Here is an 18953-nt window from a genome sequence, read left to right as displayed (position 1 = left end):
TCGTGAGCGAGACCGGTATGACAGCGCCATCGACCGGCACCGAGCGGCCGGCGTACGCGCTGGACGCGGCCGCGGTGATCGCCGCGGCCGGGTCCGACGCGACCGCCGGATTGTCCGGATCCGCGGCGGCCGATCGGCTCTCGTCGTACGGCCCGAACGAGATCGCGGCCGAGAAGCCGCCCTCGATCTGGGCAGTCGCGCTCGCCCAGGTCCGCGACCCGATGAACCTGATGCTGATCGCCGTCGTGGTGGTCAGCCTGCTGATCGCCGAGATCTCCACCGCGATCCTCGTCGCCCTGCTGATCCTGCTGAACATCGGTCTCGGCACCCGCCAGGAGCTGACCGCGCGGGCCAGTGTGGACGCGCTGTCCAAGATGCAGGTGCCGCAGGCCCGGGTGACCCGCGACGGCGACGTCACGCTGGTTCCCGCCACCCAGTTGGTCCCGGGCGACCTGGTCGAGGTCGAGGCCGGCGACATCGTGCCGGCTGACGGACGGATCGTCCGGTCCGCGACGCTGGAGGCACAGGAGGCGGCGCTCACCGGCGAGAGCGCCCCGGTCGCCAAGGACGCCGGCGCACTCGCGGGCGACGACGTCTCGCTGGGCGACCAGACCGACATGCTGTTCCAGAACACCTCGGTCACCCGCGGCACCGGCACGATCTTGGTCACCGCGACCGGGATGCAGACGCAGATGGGCCAGATCGCGGAGATGCTCACCTCGGTGAAGCGCACCCGATCGCCGTTGCAGCGCGAGCTGGACTCGCTGACGAAGGTCCTCGCGATCATCGCCTGGGGCGCGGTCGCGGTGATCGTGATCGCCGGGCTGATCCGCGGCGTTCCGGGCAAGGACCTGCTGCTGCTCGGTACCGCGATGGCGATCTCGGCGATCCCGACCGGTATGCCGGCGTTCGTGTCCGGCCTGCTCTCACTGGGCGCGAAGGAGCTGGCCACGTCCAAGGCGGTGGTGAAGAACCTCACCGATGTCGAGACGCTCGGCGCGACCAGCGCGATCAACACCGACAAGACCGGGACGCTGACGCTGAACCAGATGATGGTGTCCACGCTGTACGCGAGCGGATCCTGGTTCACCGTCGACGGCGAGGGCTACCGCAAGAGCGGCGCGATCCGTTCGGTGGCCGGCACCCCGGTGCCCGACTTCAGCCGCCTCGGTCTCGGGCTGGCGCTCGACAGCGACGCGGTCGTCGACGACGACGGGTCGGTGATCGGTGACCCCACCGAGGCGGCGCTGGTGGTGCTGGCCGCGAAGCTCGGCATCGACGCGGAGCAGACCCGCCAGGCGTACCCGCGGCTGGCCGAGGTCCCGTTCGACTCCGAGTACAAGTTCATGGCGACGTTCCACCGGGCGACCGTCGACGGCGTGGAGCACCTCATCGAGCTGGTCAAGGGAGCGCCGGACGTCGTCGTCGCGCGGTGTACCCAGGCCGGTGGCCCGTTGAGCGGCTCGCAACTGCCGATCGCGGAGGCACGCGCCGGGATCGACGACGCCAACCTGCGGATGGGACAGCAGGGCCTGCGGGTCCTCGCGTTCGCCGCCCGCCTGGTCGCCGACGACGAACAGGCCGCGATGACCAGCGATCCGATGTCGCTGACCCAAGGCCTGTCGTTCGTCGGACTGGCGGGCATCATCGACCCGCTGCGGGCAGAAGCCAAGGACGCGGTCCGCACGGCGCTCACGGCCGGCATCGACGTACGGATGATCACCGGTGACCACGCGATCACCGCGCAGGCGATCGGGGGCGAGCTCGGCCTCGGTCCGGGAGCGGTCAGCGGCACGGAGTTGCAGGCGATGAGCGACGACGAGCTGAAGCAGCGGCTGCCGCAGTTGCACGTGTTCGGGCGGGTCACGCCACAGGACAAGTTGCGGCTCGCGCGGGCCATGCAGGAACTCGGGCTGATCGTGGCGATGACCGGTGACGCGGTCAACGACGCGGCCGCGCTCAAGCAGGCCGACATCGGGGTCGCGATGGGAACCGGGAGCGAGGTCACCAAGCAGGCCGCGCGGATGGTGCTCACCGACGACAACTTCGGCACCCTCGTCCACGCCGTGGAGATCGGCCGCCGCGTCTACGACAAGGTCGTGTCGTACGTGCGGTACCAGATGACGCAACTGCTGGCGCTGGTCCTGCTGTACCTCGCCGCTTCGGTGTTCGACATCAACCAGGGCGTGGCGATGACACCGTCGATGGTGCTGTACCTGCTGTTCGTCGCCACCGCGGTGGGAGTGGTGATCATCGCGGTCGACCCGGGCGATCCCGACGTGATGCACCGGCCGCCGCGCGATCCCGCCGTACCGATCACGAACCGGGGTGCGGTGACGATGTGGCTCGGCTATGCCTTGGTGCTGTTCCTGGCCGCGCTCGGTCCGCTGGTCGCGGGACCGGACGATCCGAGCCCCGACCACCCCAGCGCGTCGATGACCATGACGTTCGTGGTGCTGGGGCTGGGGACGATCTTCAACGCGCTCGTCAACCGGCGCGACCCCGCCAGCGGCCTGGCCGCACCGATCGTCAAGGCCGTGGGGATCGGACTGATCTCGTTCGTCCTGCTCTTCCTGGGTACGCAACTCCCGACGCTCCAGCACGGGCTGCTCACCCAGACCCTGAGTCCGCGCCAGTGGCTCACCTGCGCCGGCCTCGCCGCGATCCTGCCGATCGTCGTCGAGGTGGCCAAGGCGATCAGGAGGCGCCGGAACCCGCGCCCGGCGACGCTGAGCCCGGAGTACGCCGTCGCGCCGCAACGGGCCCGCAGCAGGTCCGAGGTCAGGGGGAACGCATGACATCACGGGAGCAACGGATCGCCGATTTCATCGAGCCGCTCCGAGTCGACCCCGGCTCGAAGGTCAGGCTGGCGAAGGACTTCGACCCGGCCTTCCGGGGCACCGTCCACTCCAAGAAGAAGGGCCGGCAACTGCTGTCCGAGGGGACCGAACTACTGGCCGAGTACCAGGCGAAGCTGTACGCCCAGCACACCCACGGCGTACTCGTGGTCCTGCAGGCGCTCGATGCCGGCGGCAAGGACGGGACCATCCGGCACGTGATGACCGGGGTCAACCCGCAGGGTGTCGATGTGCACGGCTTCAAGGTGCCGTCCAGCGAGGAGCTGGATCACGACTATCTGTGGCGCTACGGGCTGCAACTTCCCGAGCGCGGCAAGATCGCGATCTTCAACCGCTCGCACTACGAGGAGGTGCTCGTCGTCCGCGTGCATCCGGAACTGCTCGAGCGCCAGCACCTGCCGCGGAGCGCCCGCGGCAAAGGGGTCTGGCGGCGACGGTTCCACGAGATCAACGAGTGGGAGCGGACCCTCAGCCGCAACGGCACCAAGATCGTCAAGCTGTTCCTGAACCTGTCGAACGAGGAACAGCGGATCCGCTTCCTGCGGCGCATCGACCTCCCGGACCACAACTGGAAGTTCTCCGCGGCCGACGTCCGCGAACGGGAGTACTGGGACTCCTACCAGCGGGCGTTCTCGAAGATGCTGTCCAACACCAGCACCCGGTGGGCGCCCTGGTACGTGATCCCGGCCGACCGCAAGTGGTACGCGCGGATCGCCGCCGCGGCGGTGATCGCCAACGCGCTGATCGAGCTCGATCCGCGGTTCCCGACCATCGACAGCGATGCGCGCCGGCGGCTGCTGAAGATCAAGGAGACTCTCGAGGCGCAGTCGCCGGCGGGCGCCGCGCCCGACCCGTTCGAAGCCGGCTAGGCCGCGATGGCCACGCCGACCGCCCGTCCCGAGGACGAACCGCCGCGATGGCGGGAGTTCGTTCCCGGAGTCGAGCTGGCCAGGTCGTACCAGCGATCGTGGTTGCCGAAGGACGTCGTCGCCGGCCTGGTCCTGTCGGCGCTGCTCGTACCGCAGGGGATGGCGTACGCCCAACTCGCCGGACTGCCACCGGTGACCGGTCTCTACACCTCGATCCTGTGCCTGCTCGGCTATGCGGTCTTCGGTCCGTCCAAAGTGCTGGTGCTCGGCCCCGATTCGTCACTGGGACCGATGATCGCGGCGACGATCGCGCCGCTGCTGCTCGCGAACGGTGACCCGGAGCGGGCGATCGCGCTCGCCTCGATGCTGGCCTTGATGGTCGGCGTGGTGATGGTCGTCGCCGGACTGGCCCGCTTCGGGTTCGTCGCGGACCTGTTGTCGAAGCCGACCCAGATCGGCTACCTGAACGGGCTCGCGCTGACCATCATCGTCGGTCAACTGGCGAAGCTGTTCGGGTTCTCGGTGGATGCCGACGGGCTGATCGCCGAGTTCCGGGCCTTCGTGTCGGGGCTCGCGGACGGGAAGGCGAACGCGACGGCCGCGGCCCTGGGAGTCGCATCGCTGGCCGGCATCCTGCTGCTGAACCGGTTCCTGCCCAAGCTCCCGAGCGTCCTGATCGTCGTCGTACTGGCGGCCGTCGTGGTCGGCGTGTTCGACTTGCAGTCGCACGGTGTCGACACCGTCGGCGTACTGCCCGAGGGCTTCCCGCCGTTCACGATTCCGCACGTGAGCTGGGGTGATCTGCCACCACTGCTCGTGGGCGCGCTGGCCATCGCCGTCGTCGCGCTCGCGGACACCATGTCCACGGCCTCCGCGTTCGCCGCCCGCCGTGGCGAGCGGGTCCACGGGAACCAGGAGATGATCGGCATCGGCACCGCCAACCTCGCGGCCGGGCTCTTCCAGGGCTTCCCGGTCAGCACCAGCGGATCGCGAACAGCGGTAGCCGAGCAGGCCGGGTCCAAGTCCCAGGTGACCGGTGTCGTCGGCGCCGCGACCATCACCGTGGTGCTGCTCTTCGCGACCTCGGTGATGCAGTACGTACCGCAGCCGACCCTGGGCGCGATCGTGATCGCCGCCGCGTTGTCGCTGGCCGACCTCGCCGGGACCCGCAGGCTCTGGCACCAACGCCGCACGGAGTTCTGGCTGTCCATCGCCGCGCTGCTCGGCGTCGCGTTGCTCGGTGTACTGCCCGGCATCCTGATCGCGGTCGCGCTGTCGATCCTGAACGTGTTCCGCCGGACCTGGTGGCCGCACCAGGCCGAACTCGGCCGGGTGCAGGGCGTCGCGGGTCTACATGACACCAGGAGCTACCCCGACGCGGACCTGCTGCCCGGCCTGGTCGTCTACCGTTTCGACGCGCCGCTGATCTTCGCGAACGCGCGGATGTTCGGCGAGAAGATCCGTGAGCTGGCCGAGGACGATCCGGACCTGCAGTGGATCATCGTGGCCGCGGAGCCCATCACCGACGTGGACACGACCGCGTCCGACATGCTGCAGGAGCTGGACGGATGGCTCAACGAGCGCGGCATCTCGCTGGTGTTCGCGGAGATGAAGGATCCGGTGCGCGCGAAGATCGAGCGCTACGAGCTGACCCGGACGATCGACCCGCGGCACTTCCTGCCGACCCTGGACGAGGCCGTCGCCGAGTACGTCCGGCAGACCGGCGCGACCTGGCGCGCACCGGACAACCGGGGAGTCACCCGCCCGTCAGACGGCGACCGCTGACGTTCGGACGGCCGCGTCGTAGCGATGCAGGGCGAGTTCGGCCAGCCGCGGGTCGGCGCCGAGCGGCGGGCTGACGAACCGCGACCCGGCCAGTCGGCGGACCCGGCCGGCGAAGAACCCAGGGGCCAGCAGGTACGTCGCCACCGCGACGCGCCCGCGCCCGCGGGACAGGACCGCCGACAGGCGTTCGCCGGCCCCGGAAAGGTAGCCGACGGCAACGGGTCTGGCGATGCGCCGGGCCAGCAGCTCCGCCGTCTCCTCGCAATCCATCAGTGCGCGCGGGTCGGACGAACCCGCCGCGGCGAGGACGACCTGATCGACGCGGGACAGATCCCCGAGGCGATCGGCCAGGATGTCGGCGAGGACGGGATCCGGCCCGAGGGCGGCCGCCGCACGAAGCTTGTGCGGACAGCGAGCAGCTTCGGCGGCGATGTCGACGTACACGTGGTAGCCGGAGCTGAGCAGGAGCGGCACGAGGACGGCTTCGTCGGCATCCGTCGCTACCCGGCGCGCGAGTTCGGGAAGGGCCGGCCGCAGGAGGTCGACGAAGCCCAGCGAAACAGGCAGATCCGGCCGCCGGCGCGCCATCTCGCGCACCAGCTCGTGGACCACCGCGATCCCGGCTGGATCCGCGGTGCCATGGGCGACTGCGACGAGGTCGGTCATGTGGGGACTCCCGCGGGTTCGACGGCCAGGCGGTAACCGCGGCGGACCACCGTGCGGACCAGTTCGGGGCGGCCGACGGCGGTCCGCAGCCGGTTGACGGTGACCTCGACCGCGTGGACGTCCTCCGCACCGGGCAGGACGGCCAGCAGTTCCGGCCGTGAGACCACGTCCCCGCCGGCAGCGACCAACGCGGCCAGTACGGCGCGCGGCCCCGGCCCGAGCGGCAGTACGACACCGTCGAGCACCGCAGCGCCACCGCGAATCACCAGCAGACCGAACTCGGTCTCGATCGACCGCGCGTTGTCATCGGTGAGCCGGTCGGTGACGATCCGGATCAGCGCACCGAGCCGGTACCGATCCGGAACCAGCGGCTCCAGCCCGAGCGCCACGAACGGCCCGGCGGTCACCGGGCCGACGCAGGCGTTCAGCACGCGCCCCGTGCGCAGCGCCGACACCAAGGCGTCGTACTGCCCGTTGAGCGCCGCCGCGTCGAGCATCGCTTGGGCACCGGGTGCCGACGTGTGGACGACCGCGTCCACCGTTCCCGTGCAGATCTGCGAGATCATCCGCTCGACCACCGCCGGGTCGGGCGCCGGACCCCAGCGATACACCTCCAGCCCGCGTACCGACCCCCCGGCCGATCGCAAGGCATCCTGCAGCGCCGGATCCGACAACCCGTGCAGCTGGACAACGATCTTCCGCCCCACGACGCCTTGGGTGCGCAACCAGTCGACCACCTCGGCCGTGGTCTCGGACCGCGCCGACCAGTGCTCCACCAGCCCCGCGGCCCGAATCGCGCCGCGCGCTTTCGGACCGCGCGCCAGGATCCGTGAATGTTCCAGGGTCCCGAGCAGATCCGCCGCCAGTCCGGCGGTGTCGGCCGCCTCGATCCAGCCGCGGAACCCGACCGCAGTCGTCACCACCACGTCGTCCGGCGGGTTCGCGATCACCCGCCGGGTCGCCTCCAGCAGCGCGTGGTCGTCGGCGACCGGGACGATCTGCAGCGTCGGCGCGTGCAGCACCTTCGCGCCGCGCCGTTCGAACGACGCGACCAGGTCCTCCGCGCGCCGGTGCGCGGTGATCGCGATCGTGCAGCCGCTCAGCGGGCCGGACCTAGTGCTCACCGGTACCCACCACGACCTGACCGTCGACGATCCGCACCGGGTACACCGGCAACGACGTCTCCGGGTCGTCCAGGCACACCCCGGTGCGCAGGTCGAACACCTGCTTGAACATCGGCGACGCCACCGTCGGTACGTCACCGCGGCTGCCGACGATGCCTCGCGACATCACGTTCGCCCCGCTGAACGGATCCTGGTTGCCGATCGCGAACACCTGACCGTCGTGGGTGCGGAACAGCGCGATCTGCGCGTCCCCGAGGAGCGCGGCGGCACCACGCTCGGGGAGCAGGACGTCGTACCGGCAGATCACTGTCGAGCTCACGGCTGTGACGCTCATCGGCGTACCTCCAATCGGGGGCCGGCCAGCAGCACCGGCTCCAGCTGCCCGCGCTCGGCCGGGGTGGCCGGGCGCGGCTGGTTGCGCTCGACCACATACCGCAGGTCGGCGTCCGGCTGGTCCGGCGCGTTCACGAACGACACGAACCGGGCCAGCTTGTCGGGGTCGTTCAGGGTCGCCCGCCACTCGTCGACGTACGAGTCCACGTGCTTGGCCATCGCGGCGTCCAGATCGGCGGCGATGCCGAGGCTGTCGTTCAGTACGACGTCCTGGACGTGCGCGAGCCCGCCCTCGAGCTCGCGCATCCAGACCGCCGTCCGCTGCAGGCGGTCGCCCGTGCGGATGTAGTACATGAGGAACCGGTCGATCGCCTGGAAGAGTTCCTCGTCGCTCAGGTCCGACGCGAGCAGCTCGGCGTGCCGCGGCGTCATCCCGCCGTTGCCGCCGACGTACAGGTTCCAGCCCTTCTCGGTCGCGATCACGCCGACGTCCTTGCCGCGCGCCTCGGCGCACTCCCGGGCACACCCGGAGACGCCGAGCTTGAGCTTGTGCGGCGAGCGGAGTCCGCGGTACCGCAGCTCCAGCGCGATCGCCATGCCCACCGAGTCCTGGACCCCGTACCGGCACCAGGTCGACCCGACGCAGGACTTCACCGTCCGCAACGCCTTGCCGTACGCGTGCCCGGACTCGAACCCGGCGTCGACCAGCCGGGCCCAGATCGCCGGCAACTGCTCGATCCGGGCCCCGAACAGGTCGACCCGCTGACCGCCGGTGATCTTCGTGTACAGCCCGAAGTCCCGCGCCACCTCGCCGATCGTGATCAGGCCCTCCGGCGTGATCTCGCCACCGGGAATCCGCGGTACGACGGAGTACGTGCCGTCCTTCTGCATGTTGGCCATCACGTGGTCGTTGGTGTCCTGCAGCGTCGCGCGCTCGCCGTCGAGCACATGCCCAGCCGGGTCGGTGCTGGCCAGGATCGACGCCACCACCGGCTTGCAGATGTCACACCCACGCCCGGTCCCGTGCCGCTCGACGATCTCGCTGAACGTCCGCAGCTCGGTGACCCGGACGACGTCGAACAGCTCGGCCCGGCTCAGCGCGAAGTGCTCGCAGAGCGCCTTGCTGACCTCGACACCGGCCTTGGTGAGCTCGTTGTTGACCAGGTTCTTCACGATCGGCAGGCAGGACCCGCAGCTCGTGCCGGCCTTGGTCTTGCCGCACACCGACTTGATGTCGGTGCAGCCCTCGTCGCGGACGGCGCAGCGGATCTTCCCTGCCGGCACGTTGTTGCACGAGCACACCGGCGCGTCGTCGGGCAGTTCGAGCTGCACCGGCGCGGCACCTTCGGGCAGCAGGAACGCCGCCGGGTCCGCACCGAGTTCGCGGCCGACCATCGGCCGCAGACCGGAGTACGCCGACGCGTCGCCGACCAGGATGCCGCCGAGCAACGTCCGCGCGTCGTCGGACAGCACCAGTTTCTTGTAGACGCCGGCCACCGGGTCGGCGTACACGATGTCCAGGGCGCCCTCGGTCGCGCCGAACGCGTCGCCGAAACTCGCGACGTCGACCCCGAGCAGTTTCAGCTTGGTCGAGGTGTCCGCGCCGGGGAAGGTCGCCGCGCCGCCGAGCAACCGGTCCGCGACGGTCTCGGCCATCGTGTAGCCGGGCGCGATCAGACCCCACACCCGCCCCTCGATACACGCGACTTCGCCGATCGCCCAGACGCCGGGCACCGACGTCCGGCAGGCCTCGTCGACAACCACGCCGCCACGTTCGCCGATCTCGAGCCCGGCCGCCCGGCCGAGCTCGTCACGCGGCCGGACACCGGCCGCGAACACCACCACGTCGGCCGGCAGATCGGGGCCGTCGGCAACGGCCATCGCGCGTGCCGAACCCTGTGAGGTCAGCTTCACCCGCTGGCATTGCGTCGCGGTGAGCACCTCGACGTCCAGTCCCTCGATCAGCCGAGCCAGCGCCGACCCACCGCCCTCGTCGACCTGCAGCGGCATCAGCCGCGGCGCGAACTCGACGACCTTGGTCGCCGCACCCAACGCCCGCAGCGCACCGGCCGCCTCCAGACCGAGCAGACCGCCGCCGACGACGACACCGCTGACCTGCTTGCCCTCGGACTTCAACCGCTCCACGTAGACCCGGAGCGCGGCGACGTCGTCGATCGTCCGGTAGACGAAGCAGCCTTGCGCGTCGTTGTTCTTCACCGGCGGGACGAAGGCCGCGGAGCCGGTCGCCAGCACCAGTTCGTCGTACCCGACCTGCTCGCCGCGCGCGGTGGTGACGGTCTTCGCGGCGGTGTCGATCGAGCTGATCAGCACGCCCTTGCGCAGGTTCACCGCCGGGTCGTCCCAGAGGTCGGGGTCGCCGAGCGACAGGTCGTGCGGGTCACGGCCGGAGAAGTAGCTGGTCAGTGCTACCCGGTCGTACGGGAGCCGCGGCTCCTCGGCGAACACCGTGATCCGGTAACTGGTCCCGGTGTCGCGTTGCCGGAGTGCCTCGACCAGGCGGTGCGCCACCATGCCACCGCCGACCACCACCACGTGCTTGGCCTTCTTCAGCTCTGCCATCGTCGCCCTCCTGCTCGGGACTGGTTCGGTCTCGCCGCGCCGGAAGCGGTCGAGCAGTTCGCCGACGGCACCGGTGCAACTGCCGCATCCGGTGGTCGCCCGCGTTGTGGCGGCGATGCCGGCGACACTGTCGGCACCCCCACGGAAGGCCGCCTCGATCGCGGCCCGGGTCACGCCGTTGCATCTGCAGACGGCCACAGCCTTCTTCTTCGGCAGCACGGGTGCGGCAAGCAACCCGTCCGCTACCACCGGCGTCCCGCGGTCCGCCAGCAACACCAACTCCGCGGCCACCTCAGGTGCTCCCACCACGACCGCGGACCGCACCACTCCGTCCCGCAGGACGGCCCGCACGTACCGGTTCTCGTCCTCGAGCCGGACGACTTCGCCCGCCTCGTCCATGTCCCCGTTGTCTCCGAGAACCAGGAGATCCAGCCCACCTGCCGTCACCCGCACGACCTCGTGCTCCGCCAGCTCGACGGGCTGCCCGGTCAGGTGCCGCGCCAGCGCTTCCGCGTGGGCCCAGGCGGATTCGACGGTGCCGGTGACCCGGCCGTCGATCTCGGCACAGTCGCCGATCGCGTGCACCCGTTCGTCGTCCGGGCTCGTCAGCGTGCCGTCCACGACGATTCCGGTGCGGACGGTCAACCCGGTCGCGAGCTCGGTCCGCGGACGCACTCCACACGCGACGACGAGCAGATCGGCATCCGTCCCCTCGTACGTGCTGTTGAGTCGTACGTCGACGCCCAGCCGCCGCACCGCTCGCGTCACCCGCCGACCCGCCGATGCGCGAACCGTCTTGTCCAGCAGCGTTCCGCCGTCGTGCACCAGCGTGACCGCGACCCCGCGTTCCCGCAGCGCGCACGCCGTCTCGACGCCGAGCACCCCGCCACCGAGCACGACAACTCGCTGTGACCGCCCGGCCGCCGCGACCAGAGCGCGCGCATCCTCGAAGGACCGCAGCAACAGCCCGCGCCCGGCCCCACGCGGTACGGCACCCGTTGCGAACACGAGATGGTCGTAGGCGTACTCACGACCGTCGGTGTCCACCACCACCCGCCGCGCACGATCCACGCCGGCCACGCGCGTCACCGGCTCGTTGCCAACAGCAACTTCCGCGCGACCGGCGACGTACTCAGTCAGCCGGCTGCGGTTGTACGACGGTTCGTCGCCGAGCAGCGTCACGTCGTACGACGATTCGTCGCCGAGCAATTCGGCCAGCCGCCGACCCGCCGTCCCACCGCCGATGATGACGACCTTCATGCCGGAACTCCCGTCGCCGGAAGGGCAGCGGCGGTGACCTCGACGGCACACGCCTTGAACTCGGGCATCCGCGAGACCGGGTCGAGCGCGTCGTTGGTCAGCTCGTTGACCGCCTCCGCGCCACCGAAGTGGAACGGCACGAACACCGTGTCCGGCCGGACGTCGTCCGTCACGCGCGCCGGCAGCACCATCGAGCCCCGCGCGGTCCGCAACCGCATCGGCCGCCCGTCACCGATCCCGAGCTGCGCCGCCACCCGCGGATGAATCTCGGCGAACACCTCCGGCTCGGCCTCGACCAGCTCAGGAACCCGGCGCGTCTGCGCGCCGGTCTGGTAGTGCTGCAACAAGCGTCCAGTCACCAGGTACATCGGGGCGTCGGTGGTGAGATCGTCCGCCACCGGCCGATGGTCGACGGGTACGACGTGTGCTCGCCCGTCGGCCGTCGCGAAACCGTCGGCGAACAGCCGCGGCGTCCCCGGATGCCCGTTGTGCGGCACCGGCCAGAACAACGCCTCGCCACCGTCCAGCCGGTCCCAGGTGACGCCTGAGTAGTCGGCCTTCCCACCGGCACTCGCCTGCCGCAGCTCCTCGAAAACCTCCGCCGGATCCGTCGAGAACCCCCGAACCCCCAGCCGCTCGGCGACTCCCGCGAACACCGCGAGATCGCTCCGCACCTCACCAGGTGCGGCGATCGCGGCGCGCCGTCGCAGTACCCGCCCCTCGAGGGAGGTCATCGTGCCGTCCTCTTCGGCCCACTGGGTGACCGGGAAGACGACATCCGCGAGCAGCGCGGTCTCCGACGGCACCACGTCGGCGACCACCAGCAAGTCGAGCGACGACAGGCGCTCCCGGACGGATGACAGGTGCGGAGCCGAGACGAGCAGGTTGCTGCCGTGCACGAACAAGGCCTTCGGACCGTTGGCCGTACCCAAGGAATTGATCAGCTCGACAGCACTCTTCCCTGGGCCGGGCAGCTCGTCCGGGTCGATGCCCCACACGCCGGCGACGTACTCGCGGGCGACCGGGTCCGAGATGCTCCGGTAGCCAGGCAGCTGGTCAGCCTTCTGACCGTGCTCCCGACCGCCTTGCCCATTGCCTTGACCGGTGATGCTGCCGTATCCGCTCCCCAGCCGACCAGGCAGCCCGAGCGCCAGCGCGAGGTTGATGCAGGCCGTGACGGTGTCCGTCCCCTTGCTGTGTTGCTCCGCTCCGCGCCCCGTGAGGACGAACGCGCCGGCGCCACCGTTCACCGGCGCAGCGGCCGCCAGGACCCGCGCGGCTCGGCGAATCGTTGCGGCCGGTACACCCGTCACCCGTTCCGCCCGCTCGGGCCACCAGGAGGCCGTGGAGCGGATCAGGGCATCCGGATCGTCGGTGCGGTCGTTGAGGTAATCGCGGTCCGCCAGGCCTTCCTGCAGCACGACATGTGTCAGGGCGAGTACCAGCGCCAGGTCGCTGCCCGGAGTCGCCTTGAGGTGAATCCCGGCGTCGTCCGCGGTCAGTCCGGCGGTGGCGGAGCGACGCGGGTCGACGACCAGAAGCCCACCCGCGCCACGTGCACCGTCCAGATGCGCCACTGCGGGCGGCATCGTCTCCGCGAGGTTGCTACCGACCAGCAGCACCGCTCCGGCGGTCCTCAGATCGGCCAGCGGGAACGGCAGTCCGCGATCGATCCCGAAGGCCCGGTTCGTCGCCGCGGCCGCCGACGACATACAGAACCGGCCGTTGTAGTCCACGCTCGCCGTCCGCAGCGCGACCCGCGCGAACTTCCCCAGCGCGTAGGCCTTCTCGTTCGTCAACCCGCCACCGCCGAACACCGCGACCGAGTCCCGGCCGTGGGCGGCTTGCAGAGCCCGGACCCGCTCGGTCACGAAGTCCAGCGCGGCGTCCCAGCTCGTCTCCTCGAGCTCGCCCGCGGCATTGCGGACGAGCGGCACGGTGAGCCGATCCGGCACCGTGAGTACGTCGGGAGCCGTCCAGCCCTTCCGGCACAGCCCACCCCGGTTGGTCGGGAAATCGCGTGGCTGCACCTCCACCGCACCCGGCCGCTCGACCGGGTGCAGCGTGGTGGCGCACTGCAGAGCGCAGTACGGGCAGTGCGTAGGGACTCGCGTGGGCTCAGGCGTCACACGCGCTCCCGGCTGAGCGGGCCGCCCTTGCGCAGGTAGCAGAAGTACGTCACCGCGAGGCACAGCACGTAGAAGCCGCAGAACACGTACAGCGCCGGGATCAGCGAGCCGAAGTGACTGGTGGACATCGCGAACCCGCGCGGTACCAGGAAACCGCCGTACGCGCCGACCGCGGAGGCGATCCCGATACAGGCCGCCGCCTCGCGCCGGGCCCGTCCCGGGTCGTCCGCGGTGGTGAGCCGGAAGACCGCCGGAATCATCCGGTACGTCGATCCGTTCGCGACCCCGCTGGCGACGAACAGCACCAGGAAACTGATCAGGAACGCCGGGAAACTCTCCGCCTTCAACGCCACGATCGCGGAACCGATACCGAGACCCATCACCACGAACGAGCAGACCGTCACCCAGGCACCGCCGACCCGGTCCGCCAGCCGGCCGCCGAACGGCCGCGAGACCGAGCCGACCAGGGCGCCGAGGAACGCGTAGTGCGCCGGCGTGACGTCCGGGAACGTGGTCTTGATCAGCAGCGGGAACGCCGCGCCGAAACCGATGAACGACCCGAAGGTGCCGATGTAGAGGAACGAGATCACCCAGGTGTGCGGGCGCTTGGCGGCGGCGACCGAGGTACGGAACGAGGAGTTCGCGACCGACAGATTCGCCATCGCCTTCCAGGCCCAGACCGCGGCCAGCGCGATCAGCGGCAGCCACATCAGGCCGGACCGGTTCAGCGTCAGGCCGGCACCGGCGACGATCACGATCGGCACCAGCAGCTGCACCACGGCGACACCGAGGTTGCCACCGGCCGCGTTCACGCCGAGCGCGAAGCCCTTCTCCTTTTCCGGGAAGAAGAAGGAAATGTTCGTCATGCTGCTGGCGAAGTTTCCGCCACCGACACCCGCGGTCGCCGCGACCAGCGCCATCAGCCAGAACGGCGTGTCCGGCTGCGTCATGAAGTAGGACAGTCCCAGGGTCGGGATCAGCAGCAGCAGCGCGGAGCACACCGTCCAGTTCCGGCCGCCGAACCGCGGGACCGCGAACGTGTACGGCAGCCGCAGCGTCGCCCCGACCAGGCTCGGCAGCGCGACCAGCCAGAACAACTGGTCGGTGCTGTAGGTGAAGCCGGCCTTCGGCATCGACACCACGACGATGCTCCACAACTGCCACACCGAGAAACCGAGGAACTCGGCGAAGATCGACGGCCACAGGTTCCGCTGCGCGACCGCCCGCCCCTTCGCGGCCCAGAAACCGCTGTCCTCGGGATCCCAGACGTCGATCCAGCGTCCGCGCCGCGGCGCCTCGACCGTGCCCACCGCGCCACTGCCCTCGCGGGTGGCGACGGCCGCTTGTCGTGCCTCGAGCGTCATCGCAAGTCTCCGATCATCCGACCTCATCGATTAGGCCTGGACGTTATGACCGGGGTGTTTCCGCGTAGTCATCTTGTTGTTACGCCGCCGAAACGGCTCCCGCACACCCACCGGCGGATGGTGAGAGATCCCGGGTACTGTGCCCACGTGAACCGGTGGATGTGGCGCGCGGGGATCGCCGCCGTACTGATCGTCTGGCTGCTGCTCGGGTCGCTGGGCGGACCGTCGGTGAGCAAACTCAGCGAGGTCCAGCAGAACGACAACGCCAACTTCCTCCCGAAACAGGCCGAGTCGACGGTGGTGGCCAACGAGTCGGCCAAGTTCGTCGACTCCAAGGCGCTGCCGTACTTCGTGCTGGTGGAGCGCGAATCCGGGATCACCCCGCAGGACCTGGCCAAGGTCAAGGCGTTCATCGCGACGATCCCGGGCCTGGACGTCGGGAACGGGAAGAAGCTCGGCGAGTACCTGGTCGCGCCGGTCGGTGAGCCGGTTCCGTCCCGCGACGGGAAGGCCCTGCTGATCACCGTCCAGACCAACGGCGACCGTGCCGACGAGGTCGCCGGACAGGGCAAGACCGTGCTGTTCACGGTCGCGGACGGACTCCGGAACCAGATCAAGAAAGACCTCACACCCACTGGTCTGCAGGTGTACGTGACCGGCCCCGGCGGCGTGTTCGCGGACTTCGTGGTCGCGTTCAGCGGGATCGACGGGATCCTGCTCGGGGTCGCCCTCGCCGTGGTCTTCGTGATCCTGCTGATCGTCTACCGGAGCCCGATCCTGCCGATCGCCGTTCTGCTCACCGCGGTCTTCGGTCTCGCACTGGCCGCCCTGATCGTCTACCCGCTCGCGAAGCACGGCGTACTCCAGCTGAACGGGCAGAGCCAGGGCATCCTGTTCATCCTCGTCGTCGGCGCCGCGACCGACTACTCGTTGCTCCTGGTCTCCCGGTACAAGGAGGAGCTGCACGACTACGAGAGCAAGTACGAGGCGATGCGGGTGGCCTGGCGGGCGTCGATCGAGCCGATCGCGGCCAGCGCGGCGACCGTCATCCTCGGTCTGCTCTGCCTGCTGCTCTCCCAGCTCGGCAGCACGAAGGGTCTCGGCCCGGTCGGCGCCTTCGGGATCGCCGGCGCCTTCATCGCGGCGATGACCTTCCTGCCCGCGGTCCTGCTCGCGTTCGGCCGCCGGATCTTCTGGCCGGCGATCCCCCGCGTCGACCACGTGCACTCCGCCGACCAGGTCGGCGGACGCCGGCTCTGGGGCCGCGTCTCCGCACTGGTCGGCACCCGCGCCCGCCGGGTCTGGGTGATCACCGCGCTCGCCCTGCTCGCGTGTGCGGCGTTCCTGCCGACGTTCAAGGCGAGCGGCACGTCCCAGGAAGACCTGTTCCTCAACAAGGTCGAGTCCGTCACCGGGCAGGAGCAGCTCGCCAGACACTTCGACGCCGGCGCCGGTACGCCGGTGCAGATCCTCACGCCGGTCGCGCAGGTCGACCAAGTGGTCCAGACCGCGACCAAGGTCGACGGTGTCGGCGCGGCGTCCGCCTCGATCGCACCCGGCGTACCGCCGAAGGTCGTCGACGGCAAGGTCCTGGTGCAGGCCACGCTGACCGTGCCGGCCGATTCGCCCGCGGCGACCAAGGTGGTGAAACACCTGCGGAGCGAGCTGGACACGGTCAACCCGGACATCCTGGTCGGCGGCAACACCGCCATCAACCTGGACGTCCTGGACGCCGCGCAACGCGACCTGCGGGTGATCATCCCGACGATCCTCGCGGTGATCTTCGTCGTCCTGATGCTGCTGCTGCGCTCGCTGGTCGCGGCGGTGCTGCTGGTGATCGCCAACGTGCTCTCGTTCGGGGCGACCGTCGGGGTCAGCGCGGTGGTGTTCAACCACGTCTTCGGCTTCCCGGGCGCCGACCCGGGCATCCCGTTGTACGCGTTCGTCTTCCTGGTTGCCCTGGGCATCGATTATTCGATCTTCCTGATGACCCGGGTACGCGAGGAGGCGCAGGCGTACGACACCCGGCAGGGCATCCTGATGGGGCTGGCCGTCACGGGCGGCGTCATCACCTCGGCCGGCGTCGTACTGGCGGCGACGTTCTCGGCGCTTGCCGTGCTGCCGATCCTGTTCCTGGTCCAGATCGCGTTCATGGTCGCCTTCGGCGTACTCCTCGACACGACGGTCGTCCGCTCGCTGCTCGTCCCGTCGGCCGCCTACGACATCGGCAAGAGGATCTGGTGGCCGAGCAAACTCTCCCGCGCCGCACAAGAAGAGGATGCGTAGCCCGCACTCACCTGAAGAACTTCCGGATGTCGGCGACCAGCAGGTCCGGCGACTGGGTCGCGGCGAAGTGGCCGGGCCGGTCGAAGACGTTCCAGGACACGAGGTTCCGGTGGTCGCGATGGACGAAGCGCCGGATCGGCATGGTGTCCCGGCTGAATTGGGCCAGAGCCACCGGAAAGGTCGTCGGGACCACAGGACCGTCCTGACGGGCGAACTCGTAGTAGATGCGCATCGCTGAGGCGACGGTGCCGGTGAGCCAGTGGATCATCACGTTGGTCAGGATGAAGTCCGGGTCCAGGCCGCCGCGGTAGATCAGGCAATGCCAGCCGAGCAGACCTATCGGCGAATCCGCCAGCGCGTGCGCGAGCGACTGCGGTTGCTGCGCCTGGAGTACGCCGTACGCACTCATGGTCTGCTCGAACTCGCGCTCGTTGTCCAGGGCGGCCTGCTCGTCATCGGTGAGGTTGTCCAGCTCGCCCGGCTCGCCGGCGGGACCGGTGAAGATCTGCGTCACGTGCACCCCGACGACCCGCTCCGGTGCGATCCTGCCGAGCTCGAACGAGACGAAGGTTCCCCAGTCGTTACCGGCCACGCAGTAGCGCTCGTACCCGAGCCGGGCCATCAGCTCCGCCCAGGCCGCCGCGATCCGCCGCGGCCCCCAGCCCCGCTCGGTGGTCGGCCCGGAGAACCCGAATCCCGGTAGCGAGGGAACGACCAGATGAAAGGCCGTCGCCGGATCGCCACCGTGCGCGCGCGGATCGGTCAGCGGTCCGATCACGTCGAGGAACTCGGCAACCGAACCCGGCCACCCGTGGCTGAGGATCAGCGGCCTCGCGTCCGGCTCCGGCGACCACACCTGCAGGAAATGGATCCGCTGGCCGTCGATCACTGTCGTGAACTGCGGGTACCTGTTGAGTCTGGCCTCCCACGCGCGCCAGTCGTACTCCGTACGCCAGTGGGCGACGAGATCCCGCACATACGCCACCGGTACGCCGTAGTCCCACCCTGAATCCGGTAGCTCCTCGGCGAACCGCCCCCGCTCCAGCCGCTGCTGAAGGTCATCCAACTCCCGCTGCGGTACCTCGATACGAAACGGACTGATGGTGTTCATGCTCATCCTTCGCTCATCGGACGCTTTCACAACAAGGTCGTAGCGGCCGGAGCCACCTCGACATTTGCCGCACCCAGTTGGCGCGGGCAGTGCCTCGACCGACGGGATCCCTTACAGGTAAGGGTTTTGTGGATGTCCGGGTTTGGCTGAGCGATCCCGGTGGCATAGAATCGAACACATGTTCGAGAATGAATTGAGTGAGCTCGCGACGGCCGACCTGCTGGAGTCGGCCGCCGCGCACCGCGCGATCGCCAACCGGGCCGACGCGCGGCTGCTGGAGCACGCTCAGATCTACGCCGACCGGTTCCATCCCAGCGCCCGCAACGACAGGCTGCCCGTTCGCGGCCGCCGCGCCGGCGACGGCCGCGAACGATCGGTCGTGCTGGGCGGCGACGGCTGCCCACCGATCATGGAGTTCGCGATCGCCGAGTTCGCCGTCGTCCTCGGGATCTCCCCGATGGTCGGCGCGAGATTCCTCGGCGAAGCGCTCGCCCTGCGGCACCGGTTCCCGTTCACCTGGGCCCGCGTCCAATCCGGCGACGCCACACCATGGAAAGCCCGCCAGATCGCGGCCGCCTGCCGGAAACT

At 69.8% G+C, this 18953-nt stretch carries 11 protein-coding genes and 1 pseudogene; 5 read left to right on the top strand and 7 right to left on the bottom strand.

The annotated features are described in order from the left end of the window. The first annotated feature begins 2 nt into the window (after window positions 1-2). The 3 genes from ACFYRH_RS30565 to ACFYRH_RS30555 are packed head-to-tail and all read left to right on the top strand — an operon-like array spanning window position 3 to window position 5512. On the top strand, window positions 3-2798 hold the full coding sequence (locus ACFYRH_RS30565; protein ID WP_387782581.1) for a cation-translocating P-type ATPase: 2796 nt from the start codon (window positions 3-5) through the stop codon (window positions 2796-2798). Beyond that, a complete protein-coding gene (locus ACFYRH_RS30560; RefSeq protein ID WP_387782579.1) occupies window positions 2795-3727 on the top strand; it encodes a PPK2 family polyphosphate kinase in 933 nt (310 codons plus the stop codon). The genes ACFYRH_RS30565 and ACFYRH_RS30560 overlap by 4 nt, the downstream gene beginning before the upstream one ends. A 6-nt stretch (window positions 3728-3733) precedes the next feature. Continuing rightward, window positions 3734-5512, top strand: coding sequence for a SulP family inorganic anion transporter (locus ACFYRH_RS30555; RefSeq protein ID WP_387782577.1), 1779 nt, complete (start codon window positions 3734-3736; stop codon window positions 5510-5512). Here the strand turns inward: ACFYRH_RS30555 and ACFYRH_RS30550 are convergent. From ACFYRH_RS30550 to ACFYRH_RS30525, 6 genes are read right to left on the bottom strand one after another with little or no spacing between them, the layout of a single operon-like run. Beyond that, complete coding sequence (locus ACFYRH_RS30550; RefSeq protein WP_387782575.1) at window positions 5495-6178, bottom strand: sirohydrochlorin chelatase; 684 nt, start codon at window positions 6176-6178, stop codon at window positions 5495-5497. The genes ACFYRH_RS30555 and ACFYRH_RS30550 overlap by 18 nt on opposite strands. Next, window positions 6175-7302 carry a uroporphyrinogen-III synthase gene (locus ACFYRH_RS30545; protein WP_387782573.1) on the bottom strand — a complete coding sequence of 376 codons (1128 nt, stop codon included), beginning with the start codon at window positions 7300-7302 and terminating at the stop codon, window positions 6175-6177. The genes ACFYRH_RS30550 and ACFYRH_RS30545 overlap by 4 nt, the downstream gene beginning before the upstream one ends. Continuing rightward, window positions 7292-7636, bottom strand: a complete 345-nt coding sequence (nirD, locus tag ACFYRH_RS30540; RefSeq protein WP_387782571.1) for a nitrite reductase small subunit NirD — start codon at window positions 7634-7636, stop codon at window positions 7292-7294. The genes ACFYRH_RS30545 and nirD overlap by 11 nt, the downstream gene beginning before the upstream one ends. Then, entirely contained in the window at window positions 7633-11475 is a 3843-nt protein-coding gene (nirB, locus tag ACFYRH_RS30535; RefSeq protein ID WP_387782570.1) for a nitrite reductase large subunit NirB, read from the bottom strand. Before nirB ends, nirD begins: the two co-directional genes overlap by 4 nt. After that, window positions 11472-13604: a molybdopterin oxidoreductase family protein gene (locus ACFYRH_RS30530; protein WP_387782568.1), complete on the bottom strand. Its 2133-nt coding sequence runs from the start codon at window positions 13602-13604 to the stop codon at window positions 11472-11474. Before ACFYRH_RS30530 ends, nirB begins: the two co-directional genes overlap by 4 nt. Beyond that, window positions 13601-14968: an MFS transporter gene (locus ACFYRH_RS30525; protein WP_387782566.1), complete on the bottom strand. Its 1368-nt coding sequence runs from the start codon at window positions 14966-14968 to the stop codon at window positions 13601-13603. The genes ACFYRH_RS30530 and ACFYRH_RS30525 overlap by 4 nt, the downstream gene beginning before the upstream one ends. Before the next feature lie 147 nt (window positions 14969-15115). On the opposite strand from ACFYRH_RS30525, the gene ACFYRH_RS30520 reads away from it, so the two are divergent. After that, window positions 15116-17254 (top strand): MMPL family transporter, encoded by a 2139-nt coding sequence (locus ACFYRH_RS30520; protein WP_387782564.1) that lies wholly within the window; start codon window positions 15116-15118, stop codon window positions 17252-17254. Between the two features lie 7 nt (window positions 17255-17261). Here ACFYRH_RS30520 and ACFYRH_RS30515 read toward each other — a convergent pair whose 3' ends face one another. After that, a complete protein-coding gene (locus tag ACFYRH_RS30515; RefSeq protein WP_387782562.1) occupies window positions 17262-18365 on the bottom strand; it encodes an epoxide hydrolase family protein in 1104 nt (367 codons plus the stop codon). 178 nt (window positions 18366-18543) lie between these two features. Here ACFYRH_RS30515 and ACFYRH_RS30510 point away from each other — a divergent pair. After that, a pseudogene (locus ACFYRH_RS30510) lies at window positions 18544-18953 on the top strand (hypothetical protein); the annotation flags it as partial.

The sequence above is a fragment of the Kribbella sp. NPDC004875 genome (genome assembly GCF_042873375.1).
Taxonomy (GTDB): Bacteria; Actinomycetota; Actinomycetes; order Propionibacteriales; family Kribbellaceae; genus Kribbella.
Note: the sequence above shows the minus strand (reverse complement) of the source record. Positions and strands in the feature narration are given on the sequence as shown.

Excerpts from the sequence above, each read along its gene's own strand:
- ACFYRH_RS30515 (WP_387782562.1), bottom strand. The coding sequence starts at position 18,365 with ATGAACACCATCAGTCCGTTTCGTATCGAGGTACCGCAGCGGGAGTTG.
- nirB (WP_387782570.1), bottom strand. The coding sequence starts at position 11,475 with ATGAAGGTCGTCATCATCGGCGGTGGGACGGCGGGTCGGCGGCTGGCC.
- ACFYRH_RS30550 (WP_387782575.1), bottom strand. The coding sequence starts at position 6,178 with ATGACCGACCTCGTCGCAGTCGCCCATGGCACCGCGGATCCAGCCGGG.
- ACFYRH_RS30525 (WP_387782566.1), bottom strand. The coding sequence starts at position 14,968 with ATGACGCTCGAGGCACGACAAGCGGCCGTCGCCACCCGCGAGGGCAGT.
- ACFYRH_RS30560 (WP_387782579.1), top strand. The coding sequence starts at position 2,795 with ATGACATCACGGGAGCAACGGATCGCCGATTTCATCGAGCCGCTCCGA.
- ACFYRH_RS30555 (WP_387782577.1), top strand. The coding sequence starts at position 3,734 with ATGGCCACGCCGACCGCCCGTCCCGAGGACGAACCGCCGCGATGGCGG.
- nirD (WP_387782571.1), bottom strand. The coding sequence starts at position 7,636 with ATGAGCGTCACAGCCGTGAGCTCGACAGTGATCTGCCGGTACGACGTC.